This window comes from Nocardia sp. NPDC005366, from assembly GCF_040606855.1.
GTDB lineage: Bacteria > Actinomycetota > Actinomycetes > Mycobacteriales > Mycobacteriaceae > Nocardia.
This window is the reverse complement of the sequence record NZ_JBEXFQ010000010.1, coordinates 160,131-186,047: the sequence shown is the minus strand read 5'-3', so window position 1 is coordinate 186,047 and position 25,917 is coordinate 160,131. Positions and strand designations below refer to the sequence as shown.

27 protein-coding genes are annotated in these 25,917 nt (G+C 58.4%); 23 read left to right on the top strand and 4 right to left on the bottom strand.

Annotated elements, in window-relative coordinates; genetic code table 11:
- Window positions 1-18 precede the first annotated feature (18 nt).
- The gene (locus ABZS43_RS14610) at window positions 19-747 is read right to left on the bottom strand and encodes an amino acid ABC transporter ATP-binding protein (RefSeq protein ID WP_355036414.1); all 729 of its coding nucleotides are present in this window, start codon (window positions 745-747) and stop codon (window positions 19-21) included.
- A gap of 313 nt (window positions 748-1,060) precedes the next feature.
- Here ABZS43_RS14610 and ABZS43_RS14605 point away from each other — a divergent pair, with 313 nt between their 5' ends.
- Both ABZS43_RS14605 and ABZS43_RS14600 read left to right on the top strand, forming a co-directional pair.
- Complete coding sequence (locus ABZS43_RS14605; RefSeq protein WP_355036420.1) at window positions 1,061-1,192, top strand: hypothetical protein; 132 nt, start codon at window positions 1,061-1,063, stop codon at window positions 1,190-1,192.
- A gap of 34 nt (window positions 1,193-1,226) precedes the next feature.
- Window positions 1,227-1,997 carry a site-specific integrase gene (locus tag ABZS43_RS14600; RefSeq protein WP_355036351.1) on the top strand — a complete coding sequence of 257 codons (771 nt, stop codon included), beginning with the start codon at window positions 1,227-1,229 and terminating at the stop codon, window positions 1,995-1,997.
- A gap of 85 nt (window positions 1,998-2,082) precedes the next feature.
- Here ABZS43_RS14600 and ABZS43_RS14595 read toward each other — a convergent pair whose 3' ends face one another.
- Complete coding sequence (locus tag ABZS43_RS14595) at window positions 2,083-2,217, bottom strand: hypothetical protein (protein WP_355036350.1); 135 nt, start codon at window positions 2,215-2,217, stop codon at window positions 2,083-2,085.
- 63 nt (window positions 2,218-2,280) lie between these two features.
- Between ABZS43_RS14595 and ABZS43_RS14590 the strand changes: the two genes are divergently transcribed.
- From ABZS43_RS14590 to ABZS43_RS14515, 16 genes are all read left to right on the top strand, one after another.
- Window positions 2,281-2,796: a hypothetical protein gene (locus ABZS43_RS14590; protein WP_355036349.1), complete on the top strand. Its 516-nt coding sequence runs from the start codon at window positions 2,281-2,283 to the stop codon at window positions 2,794-2,796.
- Window positions 2,797-3,650: 854 nt separating this feature from the next.
- Complete coding sequence (locus ABZS43_RS14585) at window positions 3,651-4,325, top strand: hypothetical protein (RefSeq protein ID WP_355036348.1); 675 nt, start codon at window positions 3,651-3,653, stop codon at window positions 4,323-4,325.
- A 602-nt stretch (window positions 4,326-4,927) separates the two neighbouring features.
- Window positions 4,928-5,305, top strand: coding sequence for an HNH endonuclease (locus ABZS43_RS14580; protein WP_355036347.1), 378 nt, complete (start codon window positions 4,928-4,930; stop codon window positions 5,303-5,305).
- Between the two features lie 343 nt (window positions 5,306-5,648).
- Window positions 5,649-6,080, top strand: coding sequence for a hypothetical protein (locus ABZS43_RS14575; RefSeq protein WP_355036346.1), 432 nt, complete (start codon window positions 5,649-5,651; stop codon window positions 6,078-6,080).
- Entirely contained in the window at window positions 6,077-8,110 is a 2,034-nt protein-coding gene (locus tag ABZS43_RS14570; RefSeq protein WP_355036345.1) for a hypothetical protein, read from the top strand. The genes ABZS43_RS14575 and ABZS43_RS14570 overlap by 4 nt, the downstream gene beginning before the upstream one ends.
- A 92-nt stretch (window positions 8,111-8,202) precedes the next feature.
- Window positions 8,203-9,495 (top strand): phage portal protein, encoded by a 1,293-nt coding sequence (locus ABZS43_RS14565; protein WP_355036344.1) that lies wholly within the window; start codon window positions 8,203-8,205, stop codon window positions 9,493-9,495.
- On the top strand, window positions 9,488-9,916 hold the full coding sequence (locus ABZS43_RS14560; RefSeq protein ID WP_355036343.1) for a phage scaffolding protein: 429 nt from the start codon (window positions 9,488-9,490) through the stop codon (window positions 9,914-9,916). The genes ABZS43_RS14565 and ABZS43_RS14560 overlap by 8 nt, the downstream gene beginning before the upstream one ends.
- A 223-nt stretch (window positions 9,917-10,139) precedes the next feature.
- Window positions 10,140-10,988: a phage major capsid protein gene (locus ABZS43_RS14555; protein ID WP_355036342.1), complete on the top strand. Its 849-nt coding sequence runs from the start codon at window positions 10,140-10,142 to the stop codon at window positions 10,986-10,988.
- Window positions 10,989-11,199: 211 nt separating this feature from the next.
- Window positions 11,200-11,523 (top strand): hypothetical protein, encoded by a 324-nt coding sequence (locus tag ABZS43_RS14550; protein WP_355036341.1) that lies wholly within the window; start codon window positions 11,200-11,202, stop codon window positions 11,521-11,523.
- Window positions 11,524-11,910: a hypothetical protein gene (locus tag ABZS43_RS14545; protein ID WP_355036340.1), complete on the top strand. Its 387-nt coding sequence runs from the start codon at window positions 11,524-11,526 to the stop codon at window positions 11,908-11,910.
- On the top strand, window positions 11,892-12,308 hold the full coding sequence (locus ABZS43_RS14540) for a hypothetical protein (protein WP_355036339.1): 417 nt from the start codon (window positions 11,892-11,894) through the stop codon (window positions 12,306-12,308). The genes ABZS43_RS14545 and ABZS43_RS14540 overlap by 19 nt, the downstream gene beginning before the upstream one ends.
- 751 nt (window positions 12,309-13,059) lie before the next feature.
- Window positions 13,060-13,866 (top strand): helix-turn-helix transcriptional regulator, encoded by an 807-nt coding sequence (locus tag ABZS43_RS14535; RefSeq protein WP_355036338.1) that lies wholly within the window; start codon window positions 13,060-13,062, stop codon window positions 13,864-13,866.
- Complete coding sequence (locus tag ABZS43_RS14530) at window positions 13,859-14,050, top strand: DUF397 domain-containing protein (RefSeq protein ID WP_355036337.1); 192 nt, start codon at window positions 13,859-13,861, stop codon at window positions 14,048-14,050. Before ABZS43_RS14535 ends, ABZS43_RS14530 begins: the two co-directional genes overlap by 8 nt.
- 703 nt (window positions 14,051-14,753) lie before the next feature.
- A complete protein-coding gene (locus tag ABZS43_RS14525) occupies window positions 14,754-14,876 on the top strand; it encodes a hypothetical protein (RefSeq protein WP_355036336.1) in 123 nt (40 codons plus the stop codon).
- Window positions 14,877-15,014: 138 nt separating this feature from the next.
- The gene (gene miaB, locus ABZS43_RS14520; RefSeq protein ID WP_355036413.1) at window positions 15,015-16,550 is read left to right on the top strand and encodes a tRNA (N6-isopentenyl adenosine(37)-C2)-methylthiotransferase MiaB; all 1,536 of its coding nucleotides are present in this window, start codon (window positions 15,015-15,017) and stop codon (window positions 16,548-16,550) included.
- A 217-nt stretch (window positions 16,551-16,767) separates the two neighbouring features.
- The gene (locus tag ABZS43_RS14515) at window positions 16,768-17,346 is read left to right on the top strand and encodes a hypothetical protein (RefSeq protein ID WP_355036412.1); all 579 of its coding nucleotides are present in this window, start codon (window positions 16,768-16,770) and stop codon (window positions 17,344-17,346) included.
- 145 nt (window positions 17,347-17,491) lie between these two features.
- Here ABZS43_RS14515 and ABZS43_RS14510 read toward each other — a convergent pair whose 3' ends face one another.
- A complete protein-coding gene (locus ABZS43_RS14510) occupies window positions 17,492-18,871 on the bottom strand; it encodes a DUF349 domain-containing protein (protein WP_355036335.1) in 1,380 nt (459 codons plus the stop codon).
- Window positions 18,872-19,096: 225 nt separating this feature from the next.
- Here ABZS43_RS14510 and ABZS43_RS14505 point away from each other — a divergent pair, with 225 nt between their 5' ends.
- The 5 genes from ABZS43_RS14505 to hflX all read left to right on the top strand — a co-directional run bounded on the left by ABZS43_RS14505 (window position 19,097) and on the right by hflX (window position 24,481).
- The gene (locus ABZS43_RS14505) at window positions 19,097-19,942 is read left to right on the top strand and encodes a hypothetical protein (RefSeq protein WP_355036334.1); all 846 of its coding nucleotides are present in this window, start codon (window positions 19,097-19,099) and stop codon (window positions 19,940-19,942) included.
- A gap of 55 nt (window positions 19,943-19,997) precedes the next feature.
- On the top strand, window positions 19,998-20,921 hold the full coding sequence (gene miaA, locus ABZS43_RS14500; protein WP_355036411.1) for a tRNA (adenosine(37)-N6)-dimethylallyltransferase MiaA: 924 nt from the start codon (window positions 19,998-20,000) through the stop codon (window positions 20,919-20,921).
- Window positions 20,922-21,069: 148 nt separating this feature from the next.
- Complete coding sequence (locus tag ABZS43_RS14495) at window positions 21,070-21,873, top strand: TrmH family RNA methyltransferase (RefSeq protein ID WP_355036410.1); 804 nt, start codon at window positions 21,070-21,072, stop codon at window positions 21,871-21,873.
- A 78-nt stretch (window positions 21,874-21,951) separates the two neighbouring features.
- Window positions 21,952-22,833, top strand: a complete 882-nt coding sequence (gene dapF / locus ABZS43_RS14490; protein WP_355036409.1) for a diaminopimelate epimerase — start codon at window positions 21,952-21,954, stop codon at window positions 22,831-22,833.
- Between the two features lie 172 nt (window positions 22,834-23,005).
- The gene (hflX, locus tag ABZS43_RS14485; RefSeq protein WP_355036408.1) at window positions 23,006-24,481 is read left to right on the top strand and encodes a GTPase HflX; all 1,476 of its coding nucleotides are present in this window, start codon (window positions 23,006-23,008) and stop codon (window positions 24,479-24,481) included.
- A 68-nt stretch (window positions 24,482-24,549) separates the two neighbouring features.
- Here the strand turns inward: hflX and ABZS43_RS14480 are convergent, their stop codons facing one another.
- Window positions 24,550-25,914: an ABC transporter substrate-binding protein gene (locus tag ABZS43_RS14480; RefSeq protein WP_355036333.1), complete on the bottom strand. Its 1,365-nt coding sequence runs from the start codon at window positions 25,912-25,914 to the stop codon at window positions 24,550-24,552.
- Window positions 25,915-25,917: the final 3 nt, after the last annotated feature.

Genomic DNA, 25,917 nt, shown 5'->3' with positions numbered 1-25,917 from the left:
TGCCGTGTTCCAGTGCGGTCAGTGGCTCAGGATCTTGCCCAGGAAATCCTTGGCGCGCTCGGATTTCGGTGCCGTGAAGAAGGATTCGGGTTCGGTGTCCTCCACGATCTGGCCGTCTGCCATGAACAGCACGCGGTGGCCCGCGCGGCGCGCGAATCCCATCTCGTGGGTGACCACCAGCATGGTCATCCCTTCCTTCGCCAGCGAGACCATGACCTCGAGCACCTCGTTGACCATTTCCGGGTCGAGGGCCGAAGTCGGCTCGTCGAACAGCATCACCTTCGGATTCATCGCCAAGGCGCGGGCGATCGCCACGCGCTGCTGCTGGCCGCCGGAGAGTTGCGCCGGATATTTGTCGGCCTGGTTCGCGATGCCGACGCGCTCCAGTAGTTCCATGGCGCGCGTGCGTGCGGCGTCCTTCTTGGTCTTGCGAACCTTCATCGGCGCGAGCATCACGTTCTCGAGAATGGTCTTGTGCGCGAACAGGTTGAAGGACTGGAACACCATGCCGACGTCGGCGCGCAACGCGGCCAACGCTTTTCCTTCGGCGGGCAACGGCACCCCATCGATGGCGATATCGCCGGAATCGATCGGCTCGAGCCGGTTGATGGTGCGGCACAACGTCGATTTACCCGACCCGGACGGGCCGAGCACGATGACGACCTGACCCTTCGGCACCTCGAGGTTGATGTCGCGCAGCACGTGGAGTTCGCCGAAATGCTTGTCCACCTTGCTCATCGCGATCATGGGCGGCCCGGCGGGAGCGACGTTCGCGGTGGTGGCGGCGTCTGTGCTCAGTGACTGTGGGACGCTGGTCGCGCCTTCGTCCCCGGTCGTTGCGTCCCCGGCGGTGTCGGGCGCGGCATCGGCGTCGGTCATGGTCCTTGACCTTAAGGGGAAAAACGGATTTTGCCCTGCTTTCTGTGACACGCCGTGACGCCGCGCCGAATAGTCACGTGGCTGTAACCTTCGCGTTCCTGCCCGGAATAATCCCGCCGATGCCCAGAGCCTGCGCCGATGCGCGCGTCGGGCCGGACACCGGCACCCGTACCCTGGACGGGTGGATTCGATCGGACAAACCGCGCTGCATCCCATCCAGCTCCAGGCCGACGGTGATGCCCGCAGTTACGAGGTCCGCACCTTCGGTTGCCAGATGAACGTGCACGATTCCGAACGCTTGTCCGGCCTGTAGATGCATGTAGTTTCTTCCAGATCATGGGAGAAGCATGGAGATCAGGAAACTTTGCCAAAAAGTGGGCGAAGAGAAGAACCTGAGACAATCCACCGTATTCAGCTATAGAAGATTGCTTCTCATGCTCGGTGTAGAGGATGACTCTATAACCAGAGCGGAAGTAGAAGCACTTCTATTCGATATAGACAATCCTTCCACCCGGCGAGCTACGGTGATCGCAGTCCGTAGTGTGCTGGGATTCAAAATCAAGATTCCCAAAGCGCCGAAACGAAGCTATGTGCTTCCAGAGGAGTCGACTCTAAGGCTTGCTCTGATGATTACACCCCATGAGATCAGGGGATTGATGATGATGTATGCCGGTTTACGTATCGGTGAGGCATGTGCGGTCACCAGGAAGCAAGTCAATGGCGACAAGCTTCTAGTTGATAGGCAGATACTCGAACTCTATGCCAGTGAGGCAGAGACCGGGGGCAAGGTCGAAAAGGTATGCGTACTTGCTCCGGTCAAAGGTAGTGAAGCTGAGATAGTCATACCTCATTGGTTGTCCCCGCTGATTGCCACGCTGGACGATACTGCCGTACCTAGCCGGGTGCGTGAGTCGTTACGTAGGGCAGGTAAGAAGGTCGGCATATCGTTGAATCCTCATCTACTTCGGCATTGGTATGCCACAACGATGCTTGAGCGGGGTGCGCCGTTGACCTTGGTCCAAGCTCAGATGAGACATTCGGACATAGCTGTAACTCTGCGTGCATATTCAGAGCACAACAATGAGGACATACACAAGATGTTCGATACCGACCGCTAGGTAACTGTCTGTTACAAGTTCGTGACCCTCTGCTATAACTGCGTGGCTCAGCCGAGCATGTCAGCAACTAGCAGGGGGTTTCACATCAGATGGCAGATAACTTGTGGGTGATTGCCGCAGTTTTGATCGGCATACCGGTGTTCCTGTGCTCATTGGCGGCATTGATCATGCTGATAGCTATGTTCCCTTGGTATGCATTGGCCTTCTTATTGATTGCCATAGTTGTCTTCATAGTGAAGGTTAGGTAGCCTTCCTTCAAGCCAATCGACCAAAGGATAGAGCAATGGGCATCCAACAGATCGTGACCAGCGACTATGACGGTAGGCGCATCGAGTCCGAGACCAAGCCGACCAAGTTGACTATCCAGCGGCCGGGGCAGACTGCCAAAGAAGCTGAGAGCTTTGAGCTGTACCTCAATGCCGCTGATCTGGAGCAGTTCATTGACTCTCTGAGCGATCCAGCCAAGTCGATCATCCCGCCGAGCCGTCCGAGCGCAGCGCCCGTGACACGTGGCCGGGCCAGTACCAACACTAAGCCTGCCAGCGAGCTTGACCAGTACAAGGCCGATCTGCTCAAAGAGCTTGACCTCACCGATCAGGCTGTCCGCAACCGTGAACAAGCGTGGTTGGACGCCAAGGATTGGGCGGACGACAAGAAGGAACTTGGTGAGCTGATCAACGCCACCGACCGGGCCGACAAGGATCAGTTGCTTGATGTGCTGCGCAGTGGCAAACGCTTCATCAACGCTGGTGTGGTGAAGGTGGCTCGTCTGCACCTGGGGGAAGCGCTTCCCGAATGATCTGAGTCGACACAGCCACTAGAGGGACCGTGACGGGCGAATCGTCACGGTCCCTACTTCATGTGTACCCCATGCAGAGAACGGCACGCAGCAGAGCACGCAGGGAGCGCTATGGCTGCCAGTAGTCCTGTACCGCCCGCTGATCGTGCATTATGGAGCCTTCCCGCTGATCACTAGGGATGAAGCCCCAACTTGGCTGGGTGGTGCCCTTCTTGACCACGAGGGCCGCTAGAGAGCTTTCTCCCCGTCGCTGGCAATCCAACGACACGGTATCGAGCAAACCCCGGAAGTTGCGATAGTTGTACCGGCTGTCTTCTATGACCAGCTCTAGACCCTGGTAGGTGATGAGCTGGCGTGTGGTGGCTACGGCGATGAGTGCGGCCCGCGCTTTGACCAGAGCGTCCAATAGCCTCTGATCAACCGTGACTGTGTACCCCGGTCGCCACGAAAATGTAAGTGTCTCACCAAGATTGATCATGCCGACAGTGTGACACAGTGTGACTCCACCCTGATCTATTTCTAGATAGATTCATGTATATCAACGCAAATGTCATTGTTTGAAACAGGTGCAGATAGCATCGCTCTGATTGTCATATCATATGTAAGTAGATGGATCTGTATATCTATCAGACATGACTCATGCGATTGGGCGCTAATAGCACGATTGTGCCGGATGTGACATAATAGACCTGTAGAGAATACGAGTCGCCTGGCAACGAAAGGACTAACTACAACCTAGATTTCTATTGGAAAAGAGAAAGAGGAAATAGCGCCTTGGATTGCCAGCCGGGGCGCTATTTCTATATCCAAATTCCAATAGAAAGCAAGTGTTTACAATTAGAACACCTAAATATATGTACGAAATCATCGGGACCAATCCCGATGACCAGCGTCAACGAACAGGACGCTACAACGCCGAGTGGGGCAAGAAACGCGTAGTACGGACTGACACCCTCTATGAAACCTACTGGGCCGATGAAGTAGAAGCCCAAGAGTTCACAATAGTTGAATACGAGCCTATGGGCCAGCGAGAGCAACTAATCAAGAACGCCAAGGCATGGGCATATAAGAAGTATCCGCAACTAGAAAGAGACGACCTAAGCCAAGAGATAGAGATCAAGGCTTGGGAACTGGAAGACCACCTAGATTACAAAGGAGAATGGGACCAACCCGCATACATCATGACATCACTACAAAACAGGGTTCATGACTACGCTCGGCAGGAAATCGGATATGAGAAAGTGAACAAGATTACAGATGAAGTCATTACACATACCCGATTCGATGTTCCGGGGGTGGATGAAGACTTGGTATTCACGGCCAAGACCCTCAAAGCCGGGTTATTGCTATTTATTGTAGCTCCATACACTCTAAGTCTTCTAACGAAGGATAGCTTGTATTCAATCTACAAGACGATGAGCAAGGGGGAGCACAAGGCGCTCTTGCAGAGCGCTGTCAATCCTAACCCTACCTCTCTACGTTCACTTGATAGATTAATAGAAAAGTATCTACCTATTATCAATCAATAGAGAAGTACCTAGTTCGGCTTCGCCTCACAAACTATATAACGTGAAAAGAAGACAAAAAAAGACAAAAACTTAGTAACGAAAGGATAACGAATATGAGAGATAGATCTAAGCGTAGCGGGAGGTCAAGCAATGACATACCAGACACACACGCTCTATTGGCGTAAGAAGTGCGCACAGGCTCCAGATTGGCCCGTAGAGCCCGAACAAGCTACAGGCGGCATCGGACTACCCCCGAGCAATGAAATTAAGGCAGAGAGGCATACAGAGCCGGGGGGAGGCGAAGCAGATTAACCAACAACTAAACCCAAACAATATCAGTCCTCCAACATGGGTACCGAGAATGATAATTGACTGCATAGGTCTTTTTGTGATCTTTCCCGGTCTATTCGATAGGAGGGCAATAGAGCCATGACATCAGAAAAAACGCAGATAGATTCCATCATGGATCAAATAGAAGTATTGATACAACAAGCAATGGAACTGAACGTACATCCAATGCGCATTGATTTGGCAGTGCGTCGTTGGAAACATCTATTGAATCAATGACATATAATGAATATGAGTCGACTCACGAACTAGTTGGCTCAAAAGGAATAAATACTATGTTCAACAAAGATTTGGAATACGAGATAGAAGAAGATACGCAATGCCATCTATTCATTGGAGCCAAGAATAAGGCCGGATACGGTGTGGTGCGACTGGGAAACAGCACCACATTGGCGCACAGGTATCAATGGCAGAAGCGCCGGGGAGTCATAGAACAACCCGGTATAGAAGTCTGTCATACCCACAGCGGCAATAGGCATTGTGTCAACGTGGACCATTTGAAATTGGGCACACATGCTCAGAACATGGCGGACATCAAAGAGCATAGTCGAGTGTACTGCGATGCCGGATTGCATCAGCTGGATGCGATCAACAGCTTTGTATGGAACAACAAGCGTATATGTAAAGCATGTCGCGCGGGGGGAGGGGGGTGACAATAGAAATACCAGACTATGAACAACTAGAATATGCATCATATGACGTTACGTATATAGATGAAGAACCGTACGTCTTGGTTCCGCTGTTGGATGCTGCGAGAATGGATGCATTGATAGAAGAACTGTACAAGGAAAGACATATCAACAGTGAGTGTGCTGGATAGGTGAAGGGTGAAATATCCTAATTAGAGCATATTTGATGGTCAAATATGGATACCAGCAATTTGCGCCTATGACTTAACGAGTGCAGTCAAATTGCTAAACAACTGCTCAGCATTGCTGAGCCTGAATAAGCATCAAAGAAAACGAGTATCATTATCGAAAGGAATTGATATATGGAATGAAATATAACGAAGAACAAAAGCGGGCATTTGTAGAATTGGCGGGGGAAACAGGATTGACCGCAGCTAAACGCACATTAGGTTATCCGAATCATTGGGTGACCGCTAAGAAGTGGTGTGATGACGCCGGGGTTGAAATTGTCTTGGATGAATTGAAGCAAAAGGCAGCCGAATACAATAGTTTCTATCAAGAAACGGAGCTGTTGATAGTACTGCAAGAGTCTATTCAACGTGCCCGTGAGTTGATGGAATCCCAAGACTTGACCCCCGGTGAGCATGACAAGCTGGTCAATGGAATAGTCAAGGCTACCAATAGCATTCAGATGCTCAGAGGTAAGGCTACAAACTATCGTCCGTCGCAAGAAGATACGACCGATGCGGAAGCCTTGAAGCTCTATGACTCCTGGAAGAACGGGGCTGATCATGAGTGAAGATCGGCGAGTACCTAGAACAGTTCCCGCGTGATCTGGTATCAAGTTCGGTCGGTAGGCAACTGCTGACGCGTAACGATCCGTTGTTATTCGCAATCCTGTATTGCTCACATCACTTGGCATTCGAAGGTGAACAACCGAGCTTGTCTCAGTTCCATCTAGATTTAGCCGAATACGGCAAGGGATGGATGAGCAAGGGTCAAGGTCGAGACTGTTGGATTGCACCGAGACAATCGGGTAAGTCGACATGGCTGTTCACAATCTTGCCACTCTGGGCAGCAGCGCACGGTCACTTGAAGTTCATTGCGGCATTCAGTGATTCGGCAGATCAAGCAACCAAGCACTTGCAGACCTTCAAGAATGAGCTGGATACCAACGACTTGCTACGTAAGGACTATCCGAAGCTATGCAAGCCGTTGATGTCGGGGGCGGTCAAGAGGTACATCTCTCAATCAAATCAAGAGATACAACAAGACAACGGGTTCTCATTCGTTGCCAAAGGTATTGATAGCAAGTCCCTTGGATTGAAGATAGGCAATACCAGACCCGATCTATTGCTGTTGGACGATATCGAACCCAATGAATCCAACTATTCAGCGCATGAAGCGCGTAAAAGACTGCGCACAGTATTGGATTCAGTGTTCTATCTGAATGACCGAGCACATATCGTATTGGTCGGTACAACTGTCATGAGTGGCAGCATTATCGACCAGTTGCGCAAGGTCGGAGATCTGCGAGCTGAGTTCGATTCGCTGTCTCAACATGTGGACATACCGAATGATCTTGATCCTGAACCTCTAACCGCTGATAAGTGTTTGTTATCGGGGGTCAGAACTAGTGAGCAAAGCGAACAAGATAGCGATAGCGGTATCTATTCACCACGTAGGGCAAATAGATATGCGATCAGCCATCCGGTAGCAGGCTATGAAATAAAGTCCGCTAGCGTTGAATCTGGAGCGTATTCTGATAGTTCGACGTTCGATGATGTAGACGACGAATTGTCAAGCTCTGACCAATCGGGTAAGAGTATGGCAAATGCAATCCAATCGTTATCATTCGCAAGTTCGCAAATGCCTCGACTTGACAACAGTTCCGATGAGTGCGTGACAACTGGTGAAGAAAATGGATTTAAATCTTTTGGTTTGTTTTCGGATACATCTATACCTACATCACATATAGAACAGCCAGCGGATTTCAAGGCTATACATGATGCTGAGCTATCCAGGTTGACAGGTCCGAAACGTGTCAACCGGGGGGAAGATCAAGCGGAGACATCAATAGAACCAATAGACTTCTATGATTCTCTGGATGATGATCTACGTTGGATAGCGGATGAGAAGATCAGTGTTCACTACTACCCGGCGATAGTGATAGGCCAGCATGGAGACGAGTCTTCTTGGTGGCCTGAGTTCAAATCTCTTGATGAATTGAACCGTATTCGCCATACCCGCGCGTTCCAGATGAACTATCAGAACAAGCCGGTCAATATAGATGCCGCCTATTGGTCGGATCAAGACATCGAGATAGGCGAAGCGCAAGACTATAAATACACGTTGTTGTCGGTTGATCCTGCGGTATCTACCAAGACGACCAACGATTACACGGCATTGGTAATCGTGTCTCTCGGTTTCGATGGAATGGCGTATGTACGTCATGCCGAACAGGTCAGATATGTATCGACACAGTTACGCGATAAAGTCAATGAACTGATAGATAGATACGACGTAGGTCTGTTGCTGTGTGAGACCAACCAGGGCGGTATGTTGTGGAAGTCGGTTTTCGACGGCATCAAATGTCGATACAAGCCTATACATCAGACTGAGCCCAAGGCGGTTCGTGCTGGTAGGGCATTGGATTATTATCGAAAGAATAAGGTAAGGCATACAAGACATTTTGGTGATCTGGAAGAGCAGATGTATAGCTTTCCCAAAGTTGTGCATGATGACTTGGTTGATGCGCTATCAGCGGGTACGCATTATTTCCTGACTATGTCCAGTAGGCCGAAAGTCACGCAACAATCTTACTTGTAAATTGTTATAATTGTTACAAATATTACGAAAGGAACTAGCATGCTCTGGCATGCAATGTATTGTCACTATTAACACAAGCCGTCCAAATTATATTGGACAGCAGAGATGAATATCTAAAGGCTGAAAGCTACTACAACGGAACAGTAGAAGAGATCTTCGCGAGTCCCAAGATTCGCAAGGCCCTTGAGGCATCGGGAGACAGCGACCGAATCAACTACGCGGCGACGCCGGTCAACGCCGTAGCCAACCGTCTAGAGGTCACTGGCGTAACGACACTGAGTGACCAGGCCGGGGCGGTCATAGATCGCACGTGGGAGACGAACAACCTAGAACTTGAGCTGACGCAGCTGTTCGTCAAGACGCTCGTGTACGGCAGCGCCTATCTCACCGTGTGGCCGGATGCTTCCGGTGAGACCCAGGTCTACTACAACAGTCCGCTGAGCACGACGGTGCTCTATGACCCCGAGAATCCACGTAGAGCGATCGTCGGGGCAAAGCTGTGGTCTGCGGAGCTGGCCGACGGCACGGAGCGTCACAGGCTCAATCTGTACTACCCGGATCGCACAGAGCGGTATCTGAGCAAGGCCGAACGTCTGCCGTTCCGGGTGCGAGATGTCGATTTTGAGCCTTACGGCGAAGACTGGTTGTCTCCCAACCCATTTGGTGAGATTCCGGTATTCCATTTCACCACTGGTCAAGATCAATACGGCAGACCCGAGCATACCAACGCCTATGCGGCACAGAACGCGATCAACAAGCTTCTGATCAGCCAGTTAGCGAGTGTGGAGTACTACGGGTTCCCCACTCGATACGCCATCAACGGTGAGGGTGGAACACAGTCGGACTTCTCCGATGACGACGACGGCACCGACGCGGGATCGCTGAGTACGGCACCGGGCATGTTCCAGCACTTCAGCAATGTCAGCAAGGTTGGGCAGTTCGAGGCAGCCAAGCCGGGTACCTACATAGACCCGTACAAGGAATATGTACGCGCAATGGCATCTGTCACCGATACACCTTTCCATGTCTTCGAGGCAGTAGCTACGAACGTGTCGGGTGAAGCCGTACGCGGAGCCGAAGCTCCGTTGGTCAAGAAGGTACGTGTACGCCAACTGTCGATAGGTCACGTATTGCGCAAGATGTTCATATTCGTGTTGAAGCTCAACGGCATTACCGAAGACGTACAGATTCAATGGAGACAGATCGAATCAATCGACACGTCCGAGCGATGGAGCATCAACAAGAAGAAGGTAGAGGCAGGTCTACCGGTACGACAGATGCTCATAGAAGACGGCTACGACACCACATTGATAGACAAATGGGAACAGGCGGGACTGTTGCCGGAATTCAACACTACAGAAATAGAAAGGGTAAACAATGACTGAAACAACAACAACCGATGACAACGCCGAGGATCTGACCAAAGTGCGAGAAGCGTTGAAGAACGCCAATAGTGAGGCTGCGAGCTATCGCCACAAGGCAACTGAACTGGAATCACAGCTGACTACGGCTACGGCCAACGCTGAGAAGTACAAGGCCGGATACCTACAGACCAAGCTCAATGCTGCACTCAAGGATCATGGCGCGACCAATCCGAAGATCGTCAAAGTTCTCGATACCAGCAAGATCGACCTTGACGACGCGGGGGAGTTGGTTGGATTCGATGAGCAATTGACCGAAGCCAAGACCGAGTTTCCAGAACTGTTCGATGCCAAACGTTCGGTCGCGAGTATCGACGCCTCCGACAAGCCACAATCGAAGAAGACGCAGAGCAGTGCGGAACGCTTGGTAGCTAGGTTCAAATGACCGATAGGATCGGATACAAATATCGGGCGCAATGCAAGGCATGCATGCGACCGAGCAAAACCAATCAATAATTGATACAATTGCAGATATGTAGGGCGAGATGCCCTTAGCCACGTGTCCCGAGATGGGATGCCGGTCTACAGCCGATGCGGAGGCTAGAAACACGTAAATAATGAAAGTAAGAAGATGAACTAAAATAGCTAGAGTAAATGCAGATGCCTGGGTGCCCGAAGAATACGGCAGTGAGGTAATTCAGACTGTAGAGCAGTATTCGGCAGTCGAGGCGGTAGGCCGACATGTGAATATGACTTCCGATACTCAGAAGACACCCCGAATGGGTGACGTAGACGTGCAGATCATTCCGAAGGGTTCTGCCTACCCGGAAGATCAGCCAGCGTTGGACAATGTTCTATTGGATGCCGTTAAGTTCGGTGACCGAATCATCATTGCCGAAGAAGACTTGCAGGATGCTCGCGTAGACGTGATCACCGAGTATCAAAAGGGTTGGGCAACCAACTATGCCCGCATGTTCGATAATGCGGCGTTGGGTACTACGGCGGTAGCGAACGGCACAACCGTTCCGTTCACCAGTGTGTACAAGGAAGTAGGTACCGGAGTTCTCAAAACTGCCGGTGCATTGACGTATCAGGATCTATCCGACATCCTGTCCACTGCGGAGAACGGTCGATACTGGAATGAGCCAGATGCAATCGTGATTGCACACACTTCATTCAAGGGACAGCTACGTACATTGGTAGACGGAAATGGCCGCCCATTGTTCCTAGATAGTGTTCCTGGTAAGCAGCCAGCGACGTTGTTCGGCGTGGAAATCCGATTCAGTGACGGTGCCAAGACCAGTACGACAGCCAAACACACCCCGACGGGTAATCCGTTGTTGATCGTCGGCAATCGTCGCCATCTGATCGTTGGTGACCGTACTCCTGTCGAATCATTGATCAGCTTCGACGCTGGTTTCGGTACCGATGAACCACATGTGAAGGTGCGTACCCGTAAGGCATTTGCCGTGGGTCGCAAAGAAGCATTCTCGGTAGTCGAGATCACCGCAAGCTAAACGAAAGGACTTGCGGGTAAACGGGAACAGGGCAACGATGCCGTTGCCCTGTGCTCGAATCTAAGAAGTGGGGAAGTGGAATGACGACAGATTTTGATTGCCTGATGTGCTCGGATAGTTCGGCGGAAATAGGCGTCACGATGAATAGGTCGGTTGTGGAATTAGTTATGACTACTTCGGCTATTGATCTAATTATGGAGAGAAAGCAACTATGAAAACGTATTACATGAATCAGAAGCCGGTCGAACCGTTGGTGTTCGTAGTGCGGGATGAGCGAGGTAAGGCGAGAGACCTAAGCTTGTACGACAGTGCCCAGGTTTATATAACCGGTACCAACAATTTCGATTTCGATGAAATCGGCGGTACGGCAGTGATCACCGATGCCGACAACGGCAAAGTGACGTTCACCTTCATGGGGGAGACAGTCTTTGTCAATCAGGGCAAATATAGATTTCAGGTCAAGTTGATTGCCGGGGACCGATGGGACTGGACGGACATAGGTGAGATAGAAGTACGGAAAGGGTTGGATGAATGAATGTATGTGACAGCAAGTGAAGTACTGGAACTGACCAAGTGCATGGTTGATGATGGTGCAGTATTGCGAGCCCAAGCAATCGTTGAGCTGATGAGCGGTAGACCGGAATCGGCGGTAGTAAAAATAGTCGACAAGCAATGGTTGAAATATGCCACCGCGTGGCAGGCCGCCTATATGGAACACGGTGATGTATTTCAACAGGCCAACGTCGACAAAGCTGCTCAGGATGACAGCACCATAGAGATAGGCGACAGGATCTATGCTGTAAGCCCTCTGGTGGTCGAGGCGCTAAAAAGTCTGTCATGGCGTAGGACTAGAAGCGTCAAGACAAAGGGATGGAATTTCGACCGCGAGCGAGGCTCTATGCCGTGGTGGTATCTGTGGTGAACCTTATTACTAAGGTCTATCCGTCGCTGGCTGATGTCTATGCGCAGGTAACCGAAGTCAACGAGGAAACGGGGGAGACCATAAATATATGGGACTACGACAACCCTATGACCATTAAATGCAACGTCTATGCGATCAATCCTCAAGACTCTCTGGAACAGTTCGGGGAGTTCTACAATAAGAAAATATTCTTGAAGATTGAGTATCCGTCTGATGTGATCAGATTGTCCGATCAGGTAGGTAGGCTACGGCGTAAGGATAATGGAGTTCACTACTACGGCAGTTCGTTGCGACCGATGGTGTTCAATGTGAGTGGCATCAGTGCTCAGGTAGATCAACTGGGCAACGCTACAGGGTATGCAGCATATCTTGAATACTATCGAACGCTTGAGCTTTAAATTTGATATACTAATAGTGAAATCTTACTCACAATCCGATTTCCTTTCGATCCCCCGTCTACTGGGCTGGTAACCCATATTCATAAGAGTAGACGGGGGATTTTTGATATAATTAAATAGTTCAGTGAGTGGAATCATTGAACATGCCATGTCGGCAACCAAGGGCTGTCGACAGTGGTAACTATGTGAATTATGTTCTACCAAAGGATAGAAGATGATGCTCGGTGGCTTTATGTCGCCGAGCATCTGTCACAAATAGACGCAAGCCAGACTGAACAAAATAAGACCTACTACCAGCGCAATCAGAATCATTCCGGAAGACATGTCGCGCCCACCTATTCGTAATCGAATGCATCTGGATTTGTCAGGTATGCCAGTGCGGCAAGTTGCGGTAGGCATGGCTGCCAAGTGGGATGCTTGTGGAAGCTCAGAATCAGCTTTGCCGATTGATCGGTGAGTTGATCGGGATCGTGTGAGCAATCAAGCCAGCGTTCATCTATCGCAACCATCGGCACCCCCGGACTGTTGCGAGTCCTTCGCTGCCCACTTGGTGAGTGCATCAACCGTGCGCATCAATAGCTCTACGGGTGGTCGCTCTATCGTGCGGTTCGGGTGCTCATGTGAGCCTGAAATACGTTGTGGTAGAGCATGCATCATTGTTCCCCTGGTTGAGTTTCCCCTGTTGAGATCCAATGCTGCGCGTCTGGTGTGAACCGGACCACGGCACACAAGAGGCATCTACGATGCGTTTATGCGCAGACAGCGACTGATCGACGCTCGCAAGGCGACAGGCAAGACTCAGGAACAAATTGCCGCAGAGGTCGAGGTAGACCGGACCACGCTAGGCCGATGGGAACGCAACGAGGGAACCCCGCATCCGGCTCAACGTTCGAAATATGCTGAGTCACTTGGTATTACGATGGATGAGCTATCGGCGATGCTCAGCAGTGTTCCCACGGTGGAGGGCGAAGTACCGGAGTGGCTATCGACGTATCTCGGTATGGAGCAATCCGCTACGTCCATCCGTACGCACGAACCGCGAGCTGTATACGGGCTACTTCAAGTTCCGGCCTATGTCGAAGCGCTCGTGAGCAAGGTTGGAATCTCGGGAGTCTCTGATACCTACGTTCAACAGGCCGTAGACCAGCGGTTGCACCGACAGAAGCGAGTTCGTTCGGGTGAGCTTGAACTAGACGTGATCATGCCGGAATCGGCGTTGAGGCTACGGGTTGGTACTCCTAGCGTCATGGCTGAGCAGTTGCGCACTCTTGCGGAACTGTCAGAACTTCAGAACGTGACGGTGCGGGTGACTACCTATGACGCAGGCCAGTACGAAGCAAGGCGATTGCACGCGTTCTCGATCATGAGTCATCCGTGGGGATCGCCACGAGTGCACATCGAGTCCTACGGCGGCGGTCGATTCATAACCGACGCTGAGGAAGTGGGATACTTCGGTAGTGCGTACGACCACGGCGCGAAGGTAGCTCTGAGTCCGGTGGAGTCGCGCAAGTTCATCCTTGGACTAGCGGCAGAGTGGGAGCGTAAGAACGATGGATAACCTCGATTGGCGAGTGTCGAGCTTCACGGACAACGGAACGTGCGTCGAGGTTGCCGGTACCGCTGACGCTGTCTATGTCCGCAACTCCAACGCCCGTGATGCGGGAACCGTCGCGTTCACCCGCGCGGAGTGGAGTGCGTTCCTCAAGGGTGCTCAGGCTGGAGAGTTCAACGACCTGGCCTGAGCCTTGCGGTATCAACGACGCCCCCGGTTGAAGTTCAACCGGGGGCGTTTCTTATCTCAACTCGTTTGACTTGTCAAATCTGGTGATCTTGTCGACTTCCGGCAATTATCTGGCGAATGTTAGTGCCGATGCGCCGAAAATGCAGTACGGGCATGTATTTGCGACGCTAAGCGACTAGGTGCCCATTTGGGAAGTTTGCTGAAGATGGCAAACCACCGCTTGGTGGGCCATATGGCACGGTTTACGTGCGTTTTCCCAGGAGTGGAAGGTGATGTGTCGTAGATCACAATGCCAATTTCAGCTAAGTAGAACATCTGTTTGACCAGCGGATTTATGATCTTTGGCAGTGGCTGACAAATCCCAAACGTGTAATTACTACCTGTAGTGGTTGGACAGGGTGGGGGATACCAGGGGTAGTGTCATCGGCAAGTCAGAAATGGTCTTGAAACACCAAACCCCGCCGATGCGGGGCACCTGGCGGGGTTGGGTTTGGATTGCACACTTGCAGGCATGCAGTCCGCACTTTACCTCAAGGTTCGTTCCGTAGCATGTCGGGGCGTTCTGCTAGGTGTCTGACACCTAATAGGGAGGGAAGTCGAATGGCTTCGTCTCGTATGCGTGTGCGGCGCGTTACCCGCACCATCCGTCCCATCCGGATCGTTCGTCGGGTCCGGATCACCGTTTACCCGGTGAGGTGATCGGGATGGCTAGCGGCAAGGTTCCGCAGGTGCCCGCCCCCGGTGGTGGGAAGCGTGATCGTGACCGTAACAACGACGGTCGCTGGCGCGAGAAGCGCGACGACGCGGGTAAGCCCCGTAAGAAGTAATTCCTTGTGGTAGCAGAGCCCCGACCAATCGGCCGGGGCTCTGCCCATTTCATGATCACGTAGATGCTGCTCTGAACAGGCAAAATGTAGGGCCTGTGGCTGCGTCTGAGACCTGATGGGCTACGATGCAGCGTGTCATTGTTGGCGGATGAAACTACATCACAGCAGGTCAGGTCATACGAGGTCCGCACCTTCGGTTGCCAGATGAACGTGCACGATTCCGAACGCTTGTCCGGCCTGCTGGAGGATGCGGGTTATGTGAAGGCCGCGCCCGGCGCGACGGCCGATCTCGTCGTCTTCAATACCTGCGCGGTACGTGAGAACGCCGATAACAAGCTCTACGGCACGTTGGGGCATCTCGCATCGATCAAGGCGGTGCACCCGGGGATGCAGATCGCCGTCGGTGGCTGTCTGGCGCAGAAGGATCGCGACGTCGTCGTGCGCAAGGCGCCCTGGGTGGATGTGGTGTTCGGCACCCACAACATCGGCTCGCTGCCGGTGCTGCTGGAGCGGGCCCGGCACAACGCGGTAGCGCAGGTCGAAATCCTCGAATCACTCGAGGCTTTCCCGTCCACGCTGCCCGCCAAGCGCGAGTCGGCCTACGCGGGCTGGGTCTCGATCTCGGTGGGCTGCAACAACACCTGCACCTTCTGTATCGTGCCCGCGCTGCGCGGCAAGGAGGTGGACCGGCGGCCGGGCGACGTCCTCGCCGAGGTACAGGCCCTGGTCGATCAGGGCGTGCTCGAGGTCACGCTGCTCGGCCAGAACGTGAATTCCTACGGCGTGAACTTCGTCGACCCCGACGAGTCGCGCGATCGCAGCGCCTTCGCGAAACTGCTGCGCGCCTGCGGTGATATCGAGGGGCTGGAGCGGGTGCGCTTCACCTCCCCGCATCCGGCGGAATTCACCGACGACGTGATCGAGGCCATGGCCTCGACCCCGAATATCTGCCCGCAATTGCATATGCCGCTGCAATCCGGCTCGGACCGGGTGCTCAAGGCCATGCGCCGCTCCTACCGCAAGGAGCGCTATCTGGGCATCATCGAGAAAGTCCGTGCCGCGATGCCGCACGCGGCCATCACCACCGACATCATCGTCGGCTTCCCTGGCGAAACCGAGGAAGATTTCCAGGAGACCCTCGACGTCGTGCGCCGGGCCCGTTTCACCAGCGCCTACACCTTCCAGTATTCGAAGCGACCGGGAACGCCGGCCGCCGAGATGGCCGACCAGCTGCCGAAAGCGGTGGTGCAGGAGCGCTACGACCGGCTCATCGCGTTGCAGGAGCACATCTCCCTCGACGCCAACCGCGCGCTGATCGGCGCCGAGGTCGAGTTGCTCGTCGCCGAGGGCGCGGGCAAGAAGAACGCGGCGACCGCCCGCATGAGTGGGCGCGCCCGAGACGGCAGGCTGGTGCATTTCCGGCCCGTCGACACCGCCGAACCGATCCGCCCCGGCGATATCATCACCGTTCATATCACCGAGGCCGCTCCGCACCACCTGATCGCCGATTCCCCGATCACCTCTCACCGCCGCACCCGCGCGGGTGACGCTCACGAGCGCGGTATCACCCCGAAAACCGAGCCGATCGGGATCGGTCTCGGTCTGCCGAGGATCGGCGCGCCCGCCCCGGAACCGGTAGCCGCCTCGGGCTGCGCCACCGGATGCGGAGTCTGAACCCGGTGACACCCGTGCAGGAGGTGCCGTGAACAGCGTGAACCGCGATCCCGATGGCGAGGAACCGGACCCGTCGGGCGCCACACCGAGTAACAGTTCGCAGGACCGCCCGGCGGTTGCCGGACGCAGCGGGTCGGATGCCGTGACCGGCCCCGAGAATGGCACAGTGGACCGGTCCGGCGCAGTCGACGAACCAGGCGAAGGAGACGAGGACGCAGTGAACTCGGTCGAGAACGGCAAGGACTTCGAGCAGTTCCGCGACGAACTCGACGCCGTCGAACGCCGCATCGCCGGGGAGATCGATCCGGGTGCGCGCGCGTTGGTGGTGGCGGGTGCGGTCTTCGTGCTGCTGCTGTCGCTGGTATTGCCGCACGCGGGCGACGCCAGGGGTTTCGACGTGCTGCTCGGCACCGAGGCGGGCCGGGTCGAGCACATCGGTCTGCCGTCGCGCCTGTTCGTCTGGCTCGTCGTGATCTTCGGCGTCGGATTCTCACTGCTCGCGCTGATGACCCGCCGCTGGGTGCTGGCCTGGATCGCGGTCGCGGGGTCGGCCGTCGCCAGCGTGTTCGGCGTGCTGTCGATCTGGCATCGCCAGACACCTGGACTCGGCAACTACGTGGGCGCGGGCCCCGGCCTCGGACTCATCATCGGCACCGTGGCCATCGTGGTGCTCACCTTCCACTGGATTCGCGTCGTCTGGAGTCGCACCGCCCTGCAATTGGAGGCCGAGGAGCAGCGGCGCATCGCCGCGGCACAGGCCGAGGACGATGACCGCCGCCGTCTGACCGGGGAGTAGGCACAGTGGCGAGTAGGCGCAGTGGCGAGTTGGTACAGCGGGGAGTAGGCGCAGTGGCGAGTAAGCACAGTGGCGAGTAGGCACAGTGGCGAGTAGGCGCAGCGGCGGGCTCCCGCGCTGATCGCACCGTGCGATCGAGCGCGGGTCAGCGGTTGCTGACGGCGCCCTCCGCGGCCTCGGCCCACTCACGCCACTGTTTGGCCTGCTCGAGCGCTTTCTCGGCGTCACGAGCCTTACCCGCGGCCGTGGCCTTGGCGGCCTGTTCCTCGTATTGGGCGACCTTCTCGCGGAACTGCGCCGCGCGGGCCATGGCCTCGGGATCGGAGCGCCGCCACTGCGCGTCCACCGCGTCGCGCACCCGCTTCTCGATCGTGCGCAATTTGCCTTCCAGTTCCTGGATGCGTTCGCGCGGCACCTTGCCGATGGCATCCCACCGGTCCTGCAATTCGCGCAGCGCGGAGCGCGCGGACTCCAGCCCGTTGGCGGGGTCGATGTTCTCGTAGGCGCGCAGCAGTTCTTCCTTGGCGTTCGCGTTGTGCTCGAATTCGGCGTCGCGTTCGGAGACCGCTGCGTTGCGCGCCGAGAAGAAGACGTCCTGCGCGCTCTTGAACCGCCGCCACAGCGTCTCGTCCGCCTCGCGCGGCGCACGACCCGCGGCCTTCCAATCGGCGAGCAGATCGCGGAAGACCGATGCGGTGCCCACCCAGTCGGTGGAGGCGGACAGTTCCTCGGCCCGCTCGCAGAGCTCTTCCTTCCGCGATTTCGCGGCGGCGCGCTCCCGATCCAGTTCGGCGAAATGCGCGCCACGGCGGCGGTTGAAGGCCTCACGCGCCTTCGAATACCGCTTCCACAGCGCGTCGTCCACCTTGCGATCCACGCCGCGGATGGATTTCCATTCGTCCAGGATTTCGCGCAGCCGGTCGCCCGCGGCCTTCCACTGGGTGGATTCGGCGGCGATCTTCTCGGCCTCGGCGCACAGCGTTTCCTTGCGCTCGGTGTGCTCGTGCCGCGCGCGTTCCTTCTCCTCCTTGGCGTGCGCCGCCGCCTCTTCGGAGTGTTCGGTGATCGCCTGCAAACGGCGAGCCAATCCGTCGATATCGCCGATCACGGCCGCGGTCGGCAGTGATTCGGCCAGGGCCAGTGCCGCGGCCTTGGTCTTGCGGGCGTCGGCACCCGCGGCGAGTCTGGCCTCGAGCAGTGCCACCTCGGTGGCCAGATCATCGAAACGGCGGCCGAAATGCGCCAGGCCCTCGGTCGCGTCGCCTGCCTGCCACGAACCGACGACACGTTCGCCCTCCGAGGTCTTCACCCAGGCGGTTCCGTCCTCGTCGACCCGGCCCCAGACGCTGGGATCGGTGACAGTCGGCACGACGACCGGGTGCGGATGCTGCTGAGCGGCCTGGCCGGGCGCGGGCTTGATCGCGTGCGGCTTCGGATGGGGGGTCGAGCCGCCGGGTTTCGGCGCGCCGGACGGTCGCGGTGCACTGCCTGGGGTGGCTTTCGCGGTTCCGTTGCTGTCGCTCATTGCTCTCCGTCCCTGCCGCGCGTCACGGCTGCCTGGTTACGCCCTAGCTCATCCCATTCAACCCGGTCCGAGCCATCGAGACCATCGATCCACGCCTCTCACGGGTTATTCCCAGGGATACGAACCCGTGATGACCTGGGTTGTCGCATCTCGACACTATCAATCCAGGCAAGGATTGACGCAGAGACACTCGAAGCGGGTCACCGTCGCGGCCGGTGCCGGTGGGTGCGCGGCGCTGTCGGGGCGAACGGCTACCGTTACGTGGTGTTCTCCATAGCGGCCCTGGTCCCGTCGCCGCCGATCCTGGTTCCCGAACTCGTCGGCGCCACCTCGCGCACGGTCGGAGCCGATCCGGACGACCCGCCGACCGTGCTCCGCGCGGCCGTATCCGCCGCCGCCGCAACGCTCGCCGGCGCGGCCAGGCACTGGACGGTGCTCGGATCCGGTGACGCCGACCGCGTCTTCGGTCCCGATGCGGTGGGCACCTTCCTCGGGTTCGGGGTGGATGTGCGGGTGGCGCTGTCCGGTGACCCCACGCTCGACGTCTCGGCCGATTATCCGGCCGATTCTCCGGCTGATTCCACGGCCGGGCCGGATCGCGAGCTTCCGCTGCCGGTCCTGATCGCCGGGTGGTTGCGCGGACAGTTCGCACCCGAGGTCACCGCGCGGGCGCGCGTCATCGCCGCGGACAGCACGGTGCGCCACTGTGCCGAACTCGGCGCTGAACTCCGCGCTGAACTCGACGCGTCCGACGAGCCGCACGGCGTACTCGTCGTCGCCGACGGCGCGGCGACCCTGTCGCTGAAAGCGCCCGGATATCTCGATGAGCGCGCGGCGGGGGAGCAGGAGGATCTGGAGCGGGCGCTCGGTGCGGGCGACCGCGCCGCCCTGCTCGCCCTCGATCCGGCGCTGTGCGCCGAGTTGTCCGTCTCCGGTCGCGCCGCCTATCAGGCGCTGGCCGGATTGTTCGCCTCCGACGCCGCCGACCCGAGCGTCGACACGCTCTACCGGGACGCGCCGTACGGCGTCGGCTACCACGTCAGCGTGTGGCGTCCCGGCGGTACGGGATGAGCCCCCGCACGCGTTCCGCGCGGCGCCGAACCGTTCGGGAGTCGGCGTGACGGACATGCCGGTCACACCGGTGGCGGTGGTCGGGCCGACCGCCTCCGGTAAATCCGATCTCGGGCTCGATCTGGCCGAACGCCTCGGCGGCGAAATCGTGAATATCGACGCCATGCAGCTGTATCGAGGCATGGATATCGGCACGGCCAAACTGCCGCCGTCCGAACGTCGCGGTATCGCCCACCACCAGCTCGACGTTCTCGACGTGACCGAATACGCGACGGTCGCCGAGTATCAGAGTGCGGCGGGCGCGGATGTCGAGGCCATCATGGCGCGCGGCCGTACCCCGATCATCGTCGGCGGCTCGATGATGTATGTCCAAGCGCTGCTGGATCAGTGGGATTTCCCGGCCACCGATCCCGTCGTGCGCGCCCGCTGGGAGCAGGTGCTGGCCGAACGCGGTGTCGTCGCGGTGCACGAGGCGCTGGAAAAGGTCGATCCGGCCGCGGCGGCGACCATTCTGCCCACCGACGGCCGTCGCATGGTGCGCGCGCTCGAGGTGGTCGAACTGACCGGTCGTCCCTTCGCGGCCTCGGCCCCCACCATCGGTGAACCACGTTGGGGGACAATAATTATCGGTGTGGACCGGGATACCGCGGAACTCGACGGCCGTATCGAGCGTCGCACCGCGCGCATGTTCGACAGCGGCCTCGTCGATGAGGTGCGCGCTCTGATCGAGGTGGGCCTGCGCGATGGTGTCACCGCGCGCCGTGCGATCGGTTACGCGCAAGTCCTCGCCTATCTCGACAACGAATACGACCTGAACGACGCGCGGGAACGCACCCTGATCGGCACCAGGCGCTACGTGCGACGGCAGCGCTCGTGGTTTCGCCGGGATCCGCGGGTGCGCTGGGTGAACGGCGCCGCCCCCGACCTCGCCGCCACGGCGTTGTCTCTGATCGACTCGACGGAACGGACCAGCAGGTGAGCGAACAGTGGGATCGGGGAACGGCTCCCCGGCAGGCAGGTGCGCGGCGATGACCAAGGAATCTCCGCGCTCCCGGCAGGCGCGCGGCGGAGCCGGCCGCACCGCGGGCGATGTCGCCAACCGTCGGGTCAGTACCCGCAATGCCTCGATGCAGGTCTGGCAGGCGTATCTGAACAATCGCGCCACCCGCAATCGCGACGGACGTTTCCTGGTGCAGGGTGTGCGCCCCATCACCCAGGCCGTGGACAACGACTGGCCTCTGGAGACGCTGCTCTACCGGCTCGGCACCCCCGATTTATCCGGGTGGGCAAGGGAATTGCTCGATGCCGTCGAGGTGCCGTGTATCGGTCTGGTCCCCGAGCTGATGGCCGAACTCGGCGAAAAGTCCGCAGGCATACCGGAAGTCGTGGCCGTCGCGGTAGCGCGATCGACCGAGCTCGACACCTTCGAACCGGGGGAGCCCGGCGAGGACGCGCCCGTCGTCGTGGTTTTCGATCGCCCCAATTCCCCTGGCAATCTCGGTACCCTCATCCGCTCGGCGGACGCCTTCGGCGCGGACGCGGTCATCGTCACCGGACACGGGGCCGACCACTACGATCCGCAGGCGGTGCGCGCCTCCACCGGATCACTGTTCGCGGTGCCGGTTCTGCGGGCGGCGGGCGCGGCCCAGGTGCTGGCATTCCGGGATCGCCAGATTCGACGCGGCATTCCCACCCGCGTCGTCGGCACCGACGAGAACGGCACCCACGCGGTCTTCGACCACGATTTCAGCGCGGCGACGATCCTGGTCGTCGGCAACGAGACGAGCGGTATGAGCGCGGCGTGGCAGCAGGCGTGCGACGATCTGGTCTCCATTCCGATGGGAGGAACCGCGAGTTCGCTCGGGGCCCCTTCGGCGGGGGCGGTGGCGCTGTACGAAATTTCCCGGCAGCGCCGGACGTTTGCCAGGTAGTGGTGTCGTCGTCTCCCGGCCACCCGGATAATCGAATAACGGCACCCGAGGATCAGGGAGAACACAGACGTGGCGGATATCGAGTTCAGCAAGGGACACGGCACCGAGAACGATTTCGTCGTGCTGCCCGATCTCGACGTTCGACTGGAGTTGACCGCGCAGCGCGTCGCCGCCCTCTGCGACCGTCAGCGCGGACTGGGCGCCGACGGCGTGCTGCGCGTGGCGCGGGCCGGGGCCTTGCGTGACGCGGGCGTGCTGGAGACGATTCCGGAGGGTATCGCCGACACCGACTGGTTCATGGATTACCGCAATGCCGACGGCTCCGTCGCGGAAATGTGCGGCAATGGGGTTCGGGTTTTCGCGCACTACCTCGCGGTCTCGGGTCTGGAATCCGCCGAGAGCTACGTCGTCGGCAGTCGCGCGGGAGCGCGGCCCGTCACGGTACACACCGCCACCGAGGCGCACGGGGATGTCACCGTCGCGATGGGCCGGGTCCGCGAACTCGGCGCGTCGACCGCGACCATCGGCGGGTGGGGCTACCACGGAATCGGCATCGATGTCGGAAATCCGCATCTGGCCTGCGTCGACCCCAATCTGTCCGCCGAGGCCCTGGCGAAACTGGATCTGACGGTCTCGCCGGGTTACGACCCCGACCTGTTCCCGCTCGGGGTCAATATCGAAATCCTCACTCCGCTCGGCCCCGACGGGGCCGCCGATATGCGCGTCTACGAACGCGGCGTCGGCGAAACCCGTTCCTGCGGAACGGGAACCGTCGCCGCGGCCGCCGCGGTACTGACCGCGGACGGCTTCGATATCGCCGCCGACACCGGCGAGGTGACGATCCGGGTTCCCGGTGGCGCGGTCCGCGTCGGGCTCGACGGCGGCGCGGCGTGGCTGCGCGGTCCGTCCGTTCTCGTCGCCACCGGACGCATCGCCGAGCAGTGGTGGACCGGGCTCTGAGGCAGCGCTCACGAATATCGGAGTGCGCTGACCCGCGTAAACGTGGCAGCATGGATGGCGTATGAGGAATTCAGAGACTTTCGATATCAATCCGGCCGACGACGACAATCTCGCCGACACGGCCGATGACACCGTGGACACCGGTGACGTGGTGGCCGAACATGCCGCCCGTATGCGCGCTCGCGACGAGCAACTGCGTGGCACCCGCCATGCGGGCTGGGCGGCCGAACCGACCACCGGTGAACTTCAGCTGGAGGACCGCAGTTCGCTGCGCCGCGTCGCCGGTCTGTCCACCGAACTCACCGACATCACCGAGGTCGAGTACCGGCAGCTGCGCCTGGAGCGCGTGGTGCTGGTCGGCGTCTGGACCACCGGTTCGGCGGCGCAGGCCGATGCGAGTATGGCCGAGTTGGCGCTACTGGCCGAGACCGCCGGTTCCGAGGTGTTGGAGGCGCTGATCCAGCGTCGCGACAAACCCGATCCGGCCACCTACATCGGTTCCGGCAAGGCCGACGAACTGCGCGCTGTCGTGCTCGAGACCGGCGCCGATACGGTCATCTGCGACGGTGAACTCACCCCGGCGCAGCTGACCGCGTTGGAGAAGGTCGTCAAGGTCAAGGTGATCGATCGGACGGCGCTGATCCTGGATATCTTCGCCCAGCACGCCACTTCCAGCGAGGGTAAGGCGCAGGTCGCGCTCGCCCAGATGGAGTACATGCTGCCGCGGCTGCGCGGCTGGGGTGAATCCATGTCCCGGCAGGCCGGTGGCCGCGCGGGCAGCAATGGCGGCGTCGGTCTGCGCGGTCCAGGTGAGACCAAGATCGAGACCGACCGCAGGCGCATTCGTGAGCGGATGGCCAAGCTGCGTCGCGAGATTCGCGAAATGAAGACCGCGCGGGATACGAAGCGGGCGCGTCGCGATTCCAGTGGCGTTCCTTCGGTAGCCATCGTCGGGTACACCAACGCGGGTAAGTCGAGTCTGATGAATACGCTGACCGGCGCCGGATTGCTGGTGCAGGACGCGCTGTTCGCCACCCTCGATCCGACCACCCGCAGGGCCGCCCTCGATGACGGTCGCGAGGTCGTCTTCACCGATACCGTCGGATTCGTCCGTCACCTGCCGACCCAATTGATCGAGGCGTTCCGTTCCACCCTCGAGGAGGTCACCGGCGCGGACCTGCTGCTGCATGTCGTCGACGGTTCCGATCCGATGCCGGCCGGTCAGATCAAGGCGGTCCGCGAGGTGATCACCGACGTGATCAAGGAGCAGGGCGCCTCAGCGCCTCCTGAACTGCTGGTGGTCAACAAGATCGACGCCGTCGACCCGAACGAACTCACCCGGCTGCGCGGACTGCTGCCGGATGCGACATTCGTCTCGGCGCACACCGGAGTCGGCATCGATGAACTCCGCGCCCGGCTGGCCGAGGTTCTCGGCGGACTCGACGTGGAGATCAGTGTGCTGCTGCCCTACACGCGGGGTGATCTCCTGGCGCGGATCCACGCCGACGGCCGCATCATCGCTTCCACCCACGAGGAAGGCGGCACCCGGGTGCACGCGCGCGTCCCGCACGCGTTGGCGGCGGCGCTGTCGGAGTACGCGCACGCGGGCGGTGACAGCACCGCGCGCAACGCGACATCGTCGAGTTGACCGGCCGACTCGTCGGGGGCGCCGCCTACAGCGCGGGTACGGCGCCCGATTCCGCCGTTCGGTCCGGGTTATTTCAGATCGCTCATGGATTTGCCCACGTCGGCCAGCGTTGTCGGCCTACCGAAATCCTGCGTGTACTTGTACGGGGTGAATCCGCACCGGAACACGCCGGTATTCGGCGCGAAATCGGCGGCTTTCCAGCCCTCGGGCGTCGCCTGCTGAACGTTGAAACACCGCGTCTGCTCGGCCAGCGGCCGTGACAGATCCACCGGCGCCTGCAAGCCGCCCGCGGTCCACGCCGTCTCTCTGCGCGCGGCGGTGAAGACGCAGGTCCGCGTCAGCTGGTCACCGCAGCTCGCGGCGGATTTCGCGAACAACAGCCACGCCTGGAAGGCCCGCAGCACCTGGAAGGTGATGTCCCTGCTCGGCGCGTACTGATCGAACAGATCCTTCAACTGGCGCACGGCGGGCACTTTCGCGGCCGCGTCCAGCGGGGCGATGCCACTCAGGTCGACATAGTTGTTGCGCGAATCCAGCGAACCCCGCGTCCTGCCCAGGTATTCGGAGCTATAGGAGTTCGCGTTCGCATCGATCCAGTCCAACTCGTAGTTCATCTCGGTGAGCGTGTCCTGGAGTTCGGCGAGATAGCGGAATTCGCCGAGGAAGATCAGTCCGCGTACTCGCTCGGCCCTGATCTCGCGCGCGTAGGGCGTCCAGTCCGAAATCCCTGTGGGCGGATACTTTTCGTTGTAGACGACCTTCGCACCCGACGCGGTCAGCGACTCGGTCAACTTCTCGCTCATGACTTCGGTGATCGGCGAATCGCCGACGAGTAGACCGACCGCGTCGGCCGATGCGGGATGGGCCTCGGTGATCAGCCAGTCGTGGAAGCCGGAATAGGGATCGACGCCCTCGGCGATCGTGGCGCCGCTGCCGAGTTGCAGGTCCGACCCGGCGTTCTCGGCCGTCGTCGCCTGCGCGGGGAATTCCGGGAGCAGGCAGGAGAGCCGGTCTTTCACGCCGAGTCCGTCCAGCGCGGCGCTGCCGCCGACGAGGAAGAAATCCTCGCGACAGGCCTCGGCCATCCGCTGACGCACCTCCGTCAGGTTGGTGTCGCGCACATTGGTGACGATCTTGCGGCCGTTGATACCGCCGGCGGCATTGCACCAGGAGGTGAATACCTTCGCGGCATCGAGGAAATCCGGGTTCCGAGTGAAACCGACATCGGTGAATGTCCCGATTTCGATCTCGTTCGCCGTAACCCCCTGTGCCGAGGCGCTTTCCGCGTCACCGGGGCGGCAGATGCCGGTCAGATTGCCGAACGTACCCGACGCGGTGAGTTCCGAATTCCCCCGCGCCCCGCCCCCGCCGCCGCATCCCGCCGCGATGAGGGAGATCGCCACGACAGCGATGGCGATTCTGTTCGGTCTCAACGT

What these genes read in the sequence shown, in the direction of transcription:
- ABZS43_RS14495 (WP_355036410.1), top strand. Translation starts at nt 21,070, where the DNA reads ATGCAGGTCTGGCAGGCGTATCTGAACAATCGCGCCACCCGCAATCGC.
- ABZS43_RS14595 (WP_355036350.1), bottom strand. Translation starts at nt 2,217, where the DNA reads ATGGCAATCAATAAGAAGGCCAATGCATACCAAGGGAACATAGCTATC.
- ABZS43_RS14610 (WP_355036414.1), bottom strand. Translation starts at nt 747, where the DNA reads ATGATCGCGATGAGCAAGGTGGACAAGCATTTCGGCGAACTCCACGTG.
- ABZS43_RS14510 (WP_355036335.1), bottom strand. Translation starts at nt 18,871, where the DNA reads ATGAGCGACAGCAACGGAACCGCGAAAGCCACCCCAGGCAGTGCACCG.
- miaA (WP_355036411.1), top strand. Translation starts at nt 19,998, where the DNA reads ATGCCGGTCACACCGGTGGCGGTGGTCGGGCCGACCGCCTCCGGTAAA.
- ABZS43_RS14580 (WP_355036347.1), top strand. Translation starts at nt 4,928, where the DNA reads ATGTTCAACAAAGATTTGGAATACGAGATAGAAGAAGATACGCAATGC.
- ABZS43_RS14575 (WP_355036346.1), top strand. Translation starts at nt 5,649, where the DNA reads ATGAAATATAACGAAGAACAAAAGCGGGCATTTGTAGAATTGGCGGGG.
- hflX (WP_355036408.1), top strand. Translation starts at nt 23,006, where the DNA reads ATGCGCGCTCGCGACGAGCAACTGCGTGGCACCCGCCATGCGGGCTGG.
- ABZS43_RS14590 (WP_355036349.1), top strand. Translation starts at nt 2,281, where the DNA reads ATGGGCATCCAACAGATCGTGACCAGCGACTATGACGGTAGGCGCATC.
- ABZS43_RS14530 (WP_355036337.1), top strand. Translation starts at nt 13,859, where the DNA reads ATGGATAACCTCGATTGGCGAGTGTCGAGCTTCACGGACAACGGAACG.
- ABZS43_RS14560 (WP_355036343.1), top strand. Translation starts at nt 9,488, where the DNA reads ATGACTGAAACAACAACAACCGATGACAACGCCGAGGATCTGACCAAA.
- ABZS43_RS14525 (WP_355036336.1), top strand. Translation starts at nt 14,754, where the DNA reads ATGGCTAGCGGCAAGGTTCCGCAGGTGCCCGCCCCCGGTGGTGGGAAG.
- ABZS43_RS14535 (WP_355036338.1), top strand. Translation starts at nt 13,060, where the DNA reads ATGCGCAGACAGCGACTGATCGACGCTCGCAAGGCGACAGGCAAGACT.
- ABZS43_RS14600 (WP_355036351.1), top strand. Translation starts at nt 1,227, where the DNA reads ATGGAGATCAGGAAACTTTGCCAAAAAGTGGGCGAAGAGAAGAACCTG.
- ABZS43_RS14585 (WP_355036348.1), top strand. Translation starts at nt 3,651, where the DNA reads ATGTACGAAATCATCGGGACCAATCCCGATGACCAGCGTCAACGAACA.
- ABZS43_RS14545 (WP_355036340.1), top strand. Translation starts at nt 11,524, where the DNA reads ATGTATGTGACAGCAAGTGAAGTACTGGAACTGACCAAGTGCATGGTT.
- ABZS43_RS14550 (WP_355036341.1), top strand. Translation starts at nt 11,200, where the DNA reads ATGAAAACGTATTACATGAATCAGAAGCCGGTCGAACCGTTGGTGTTC.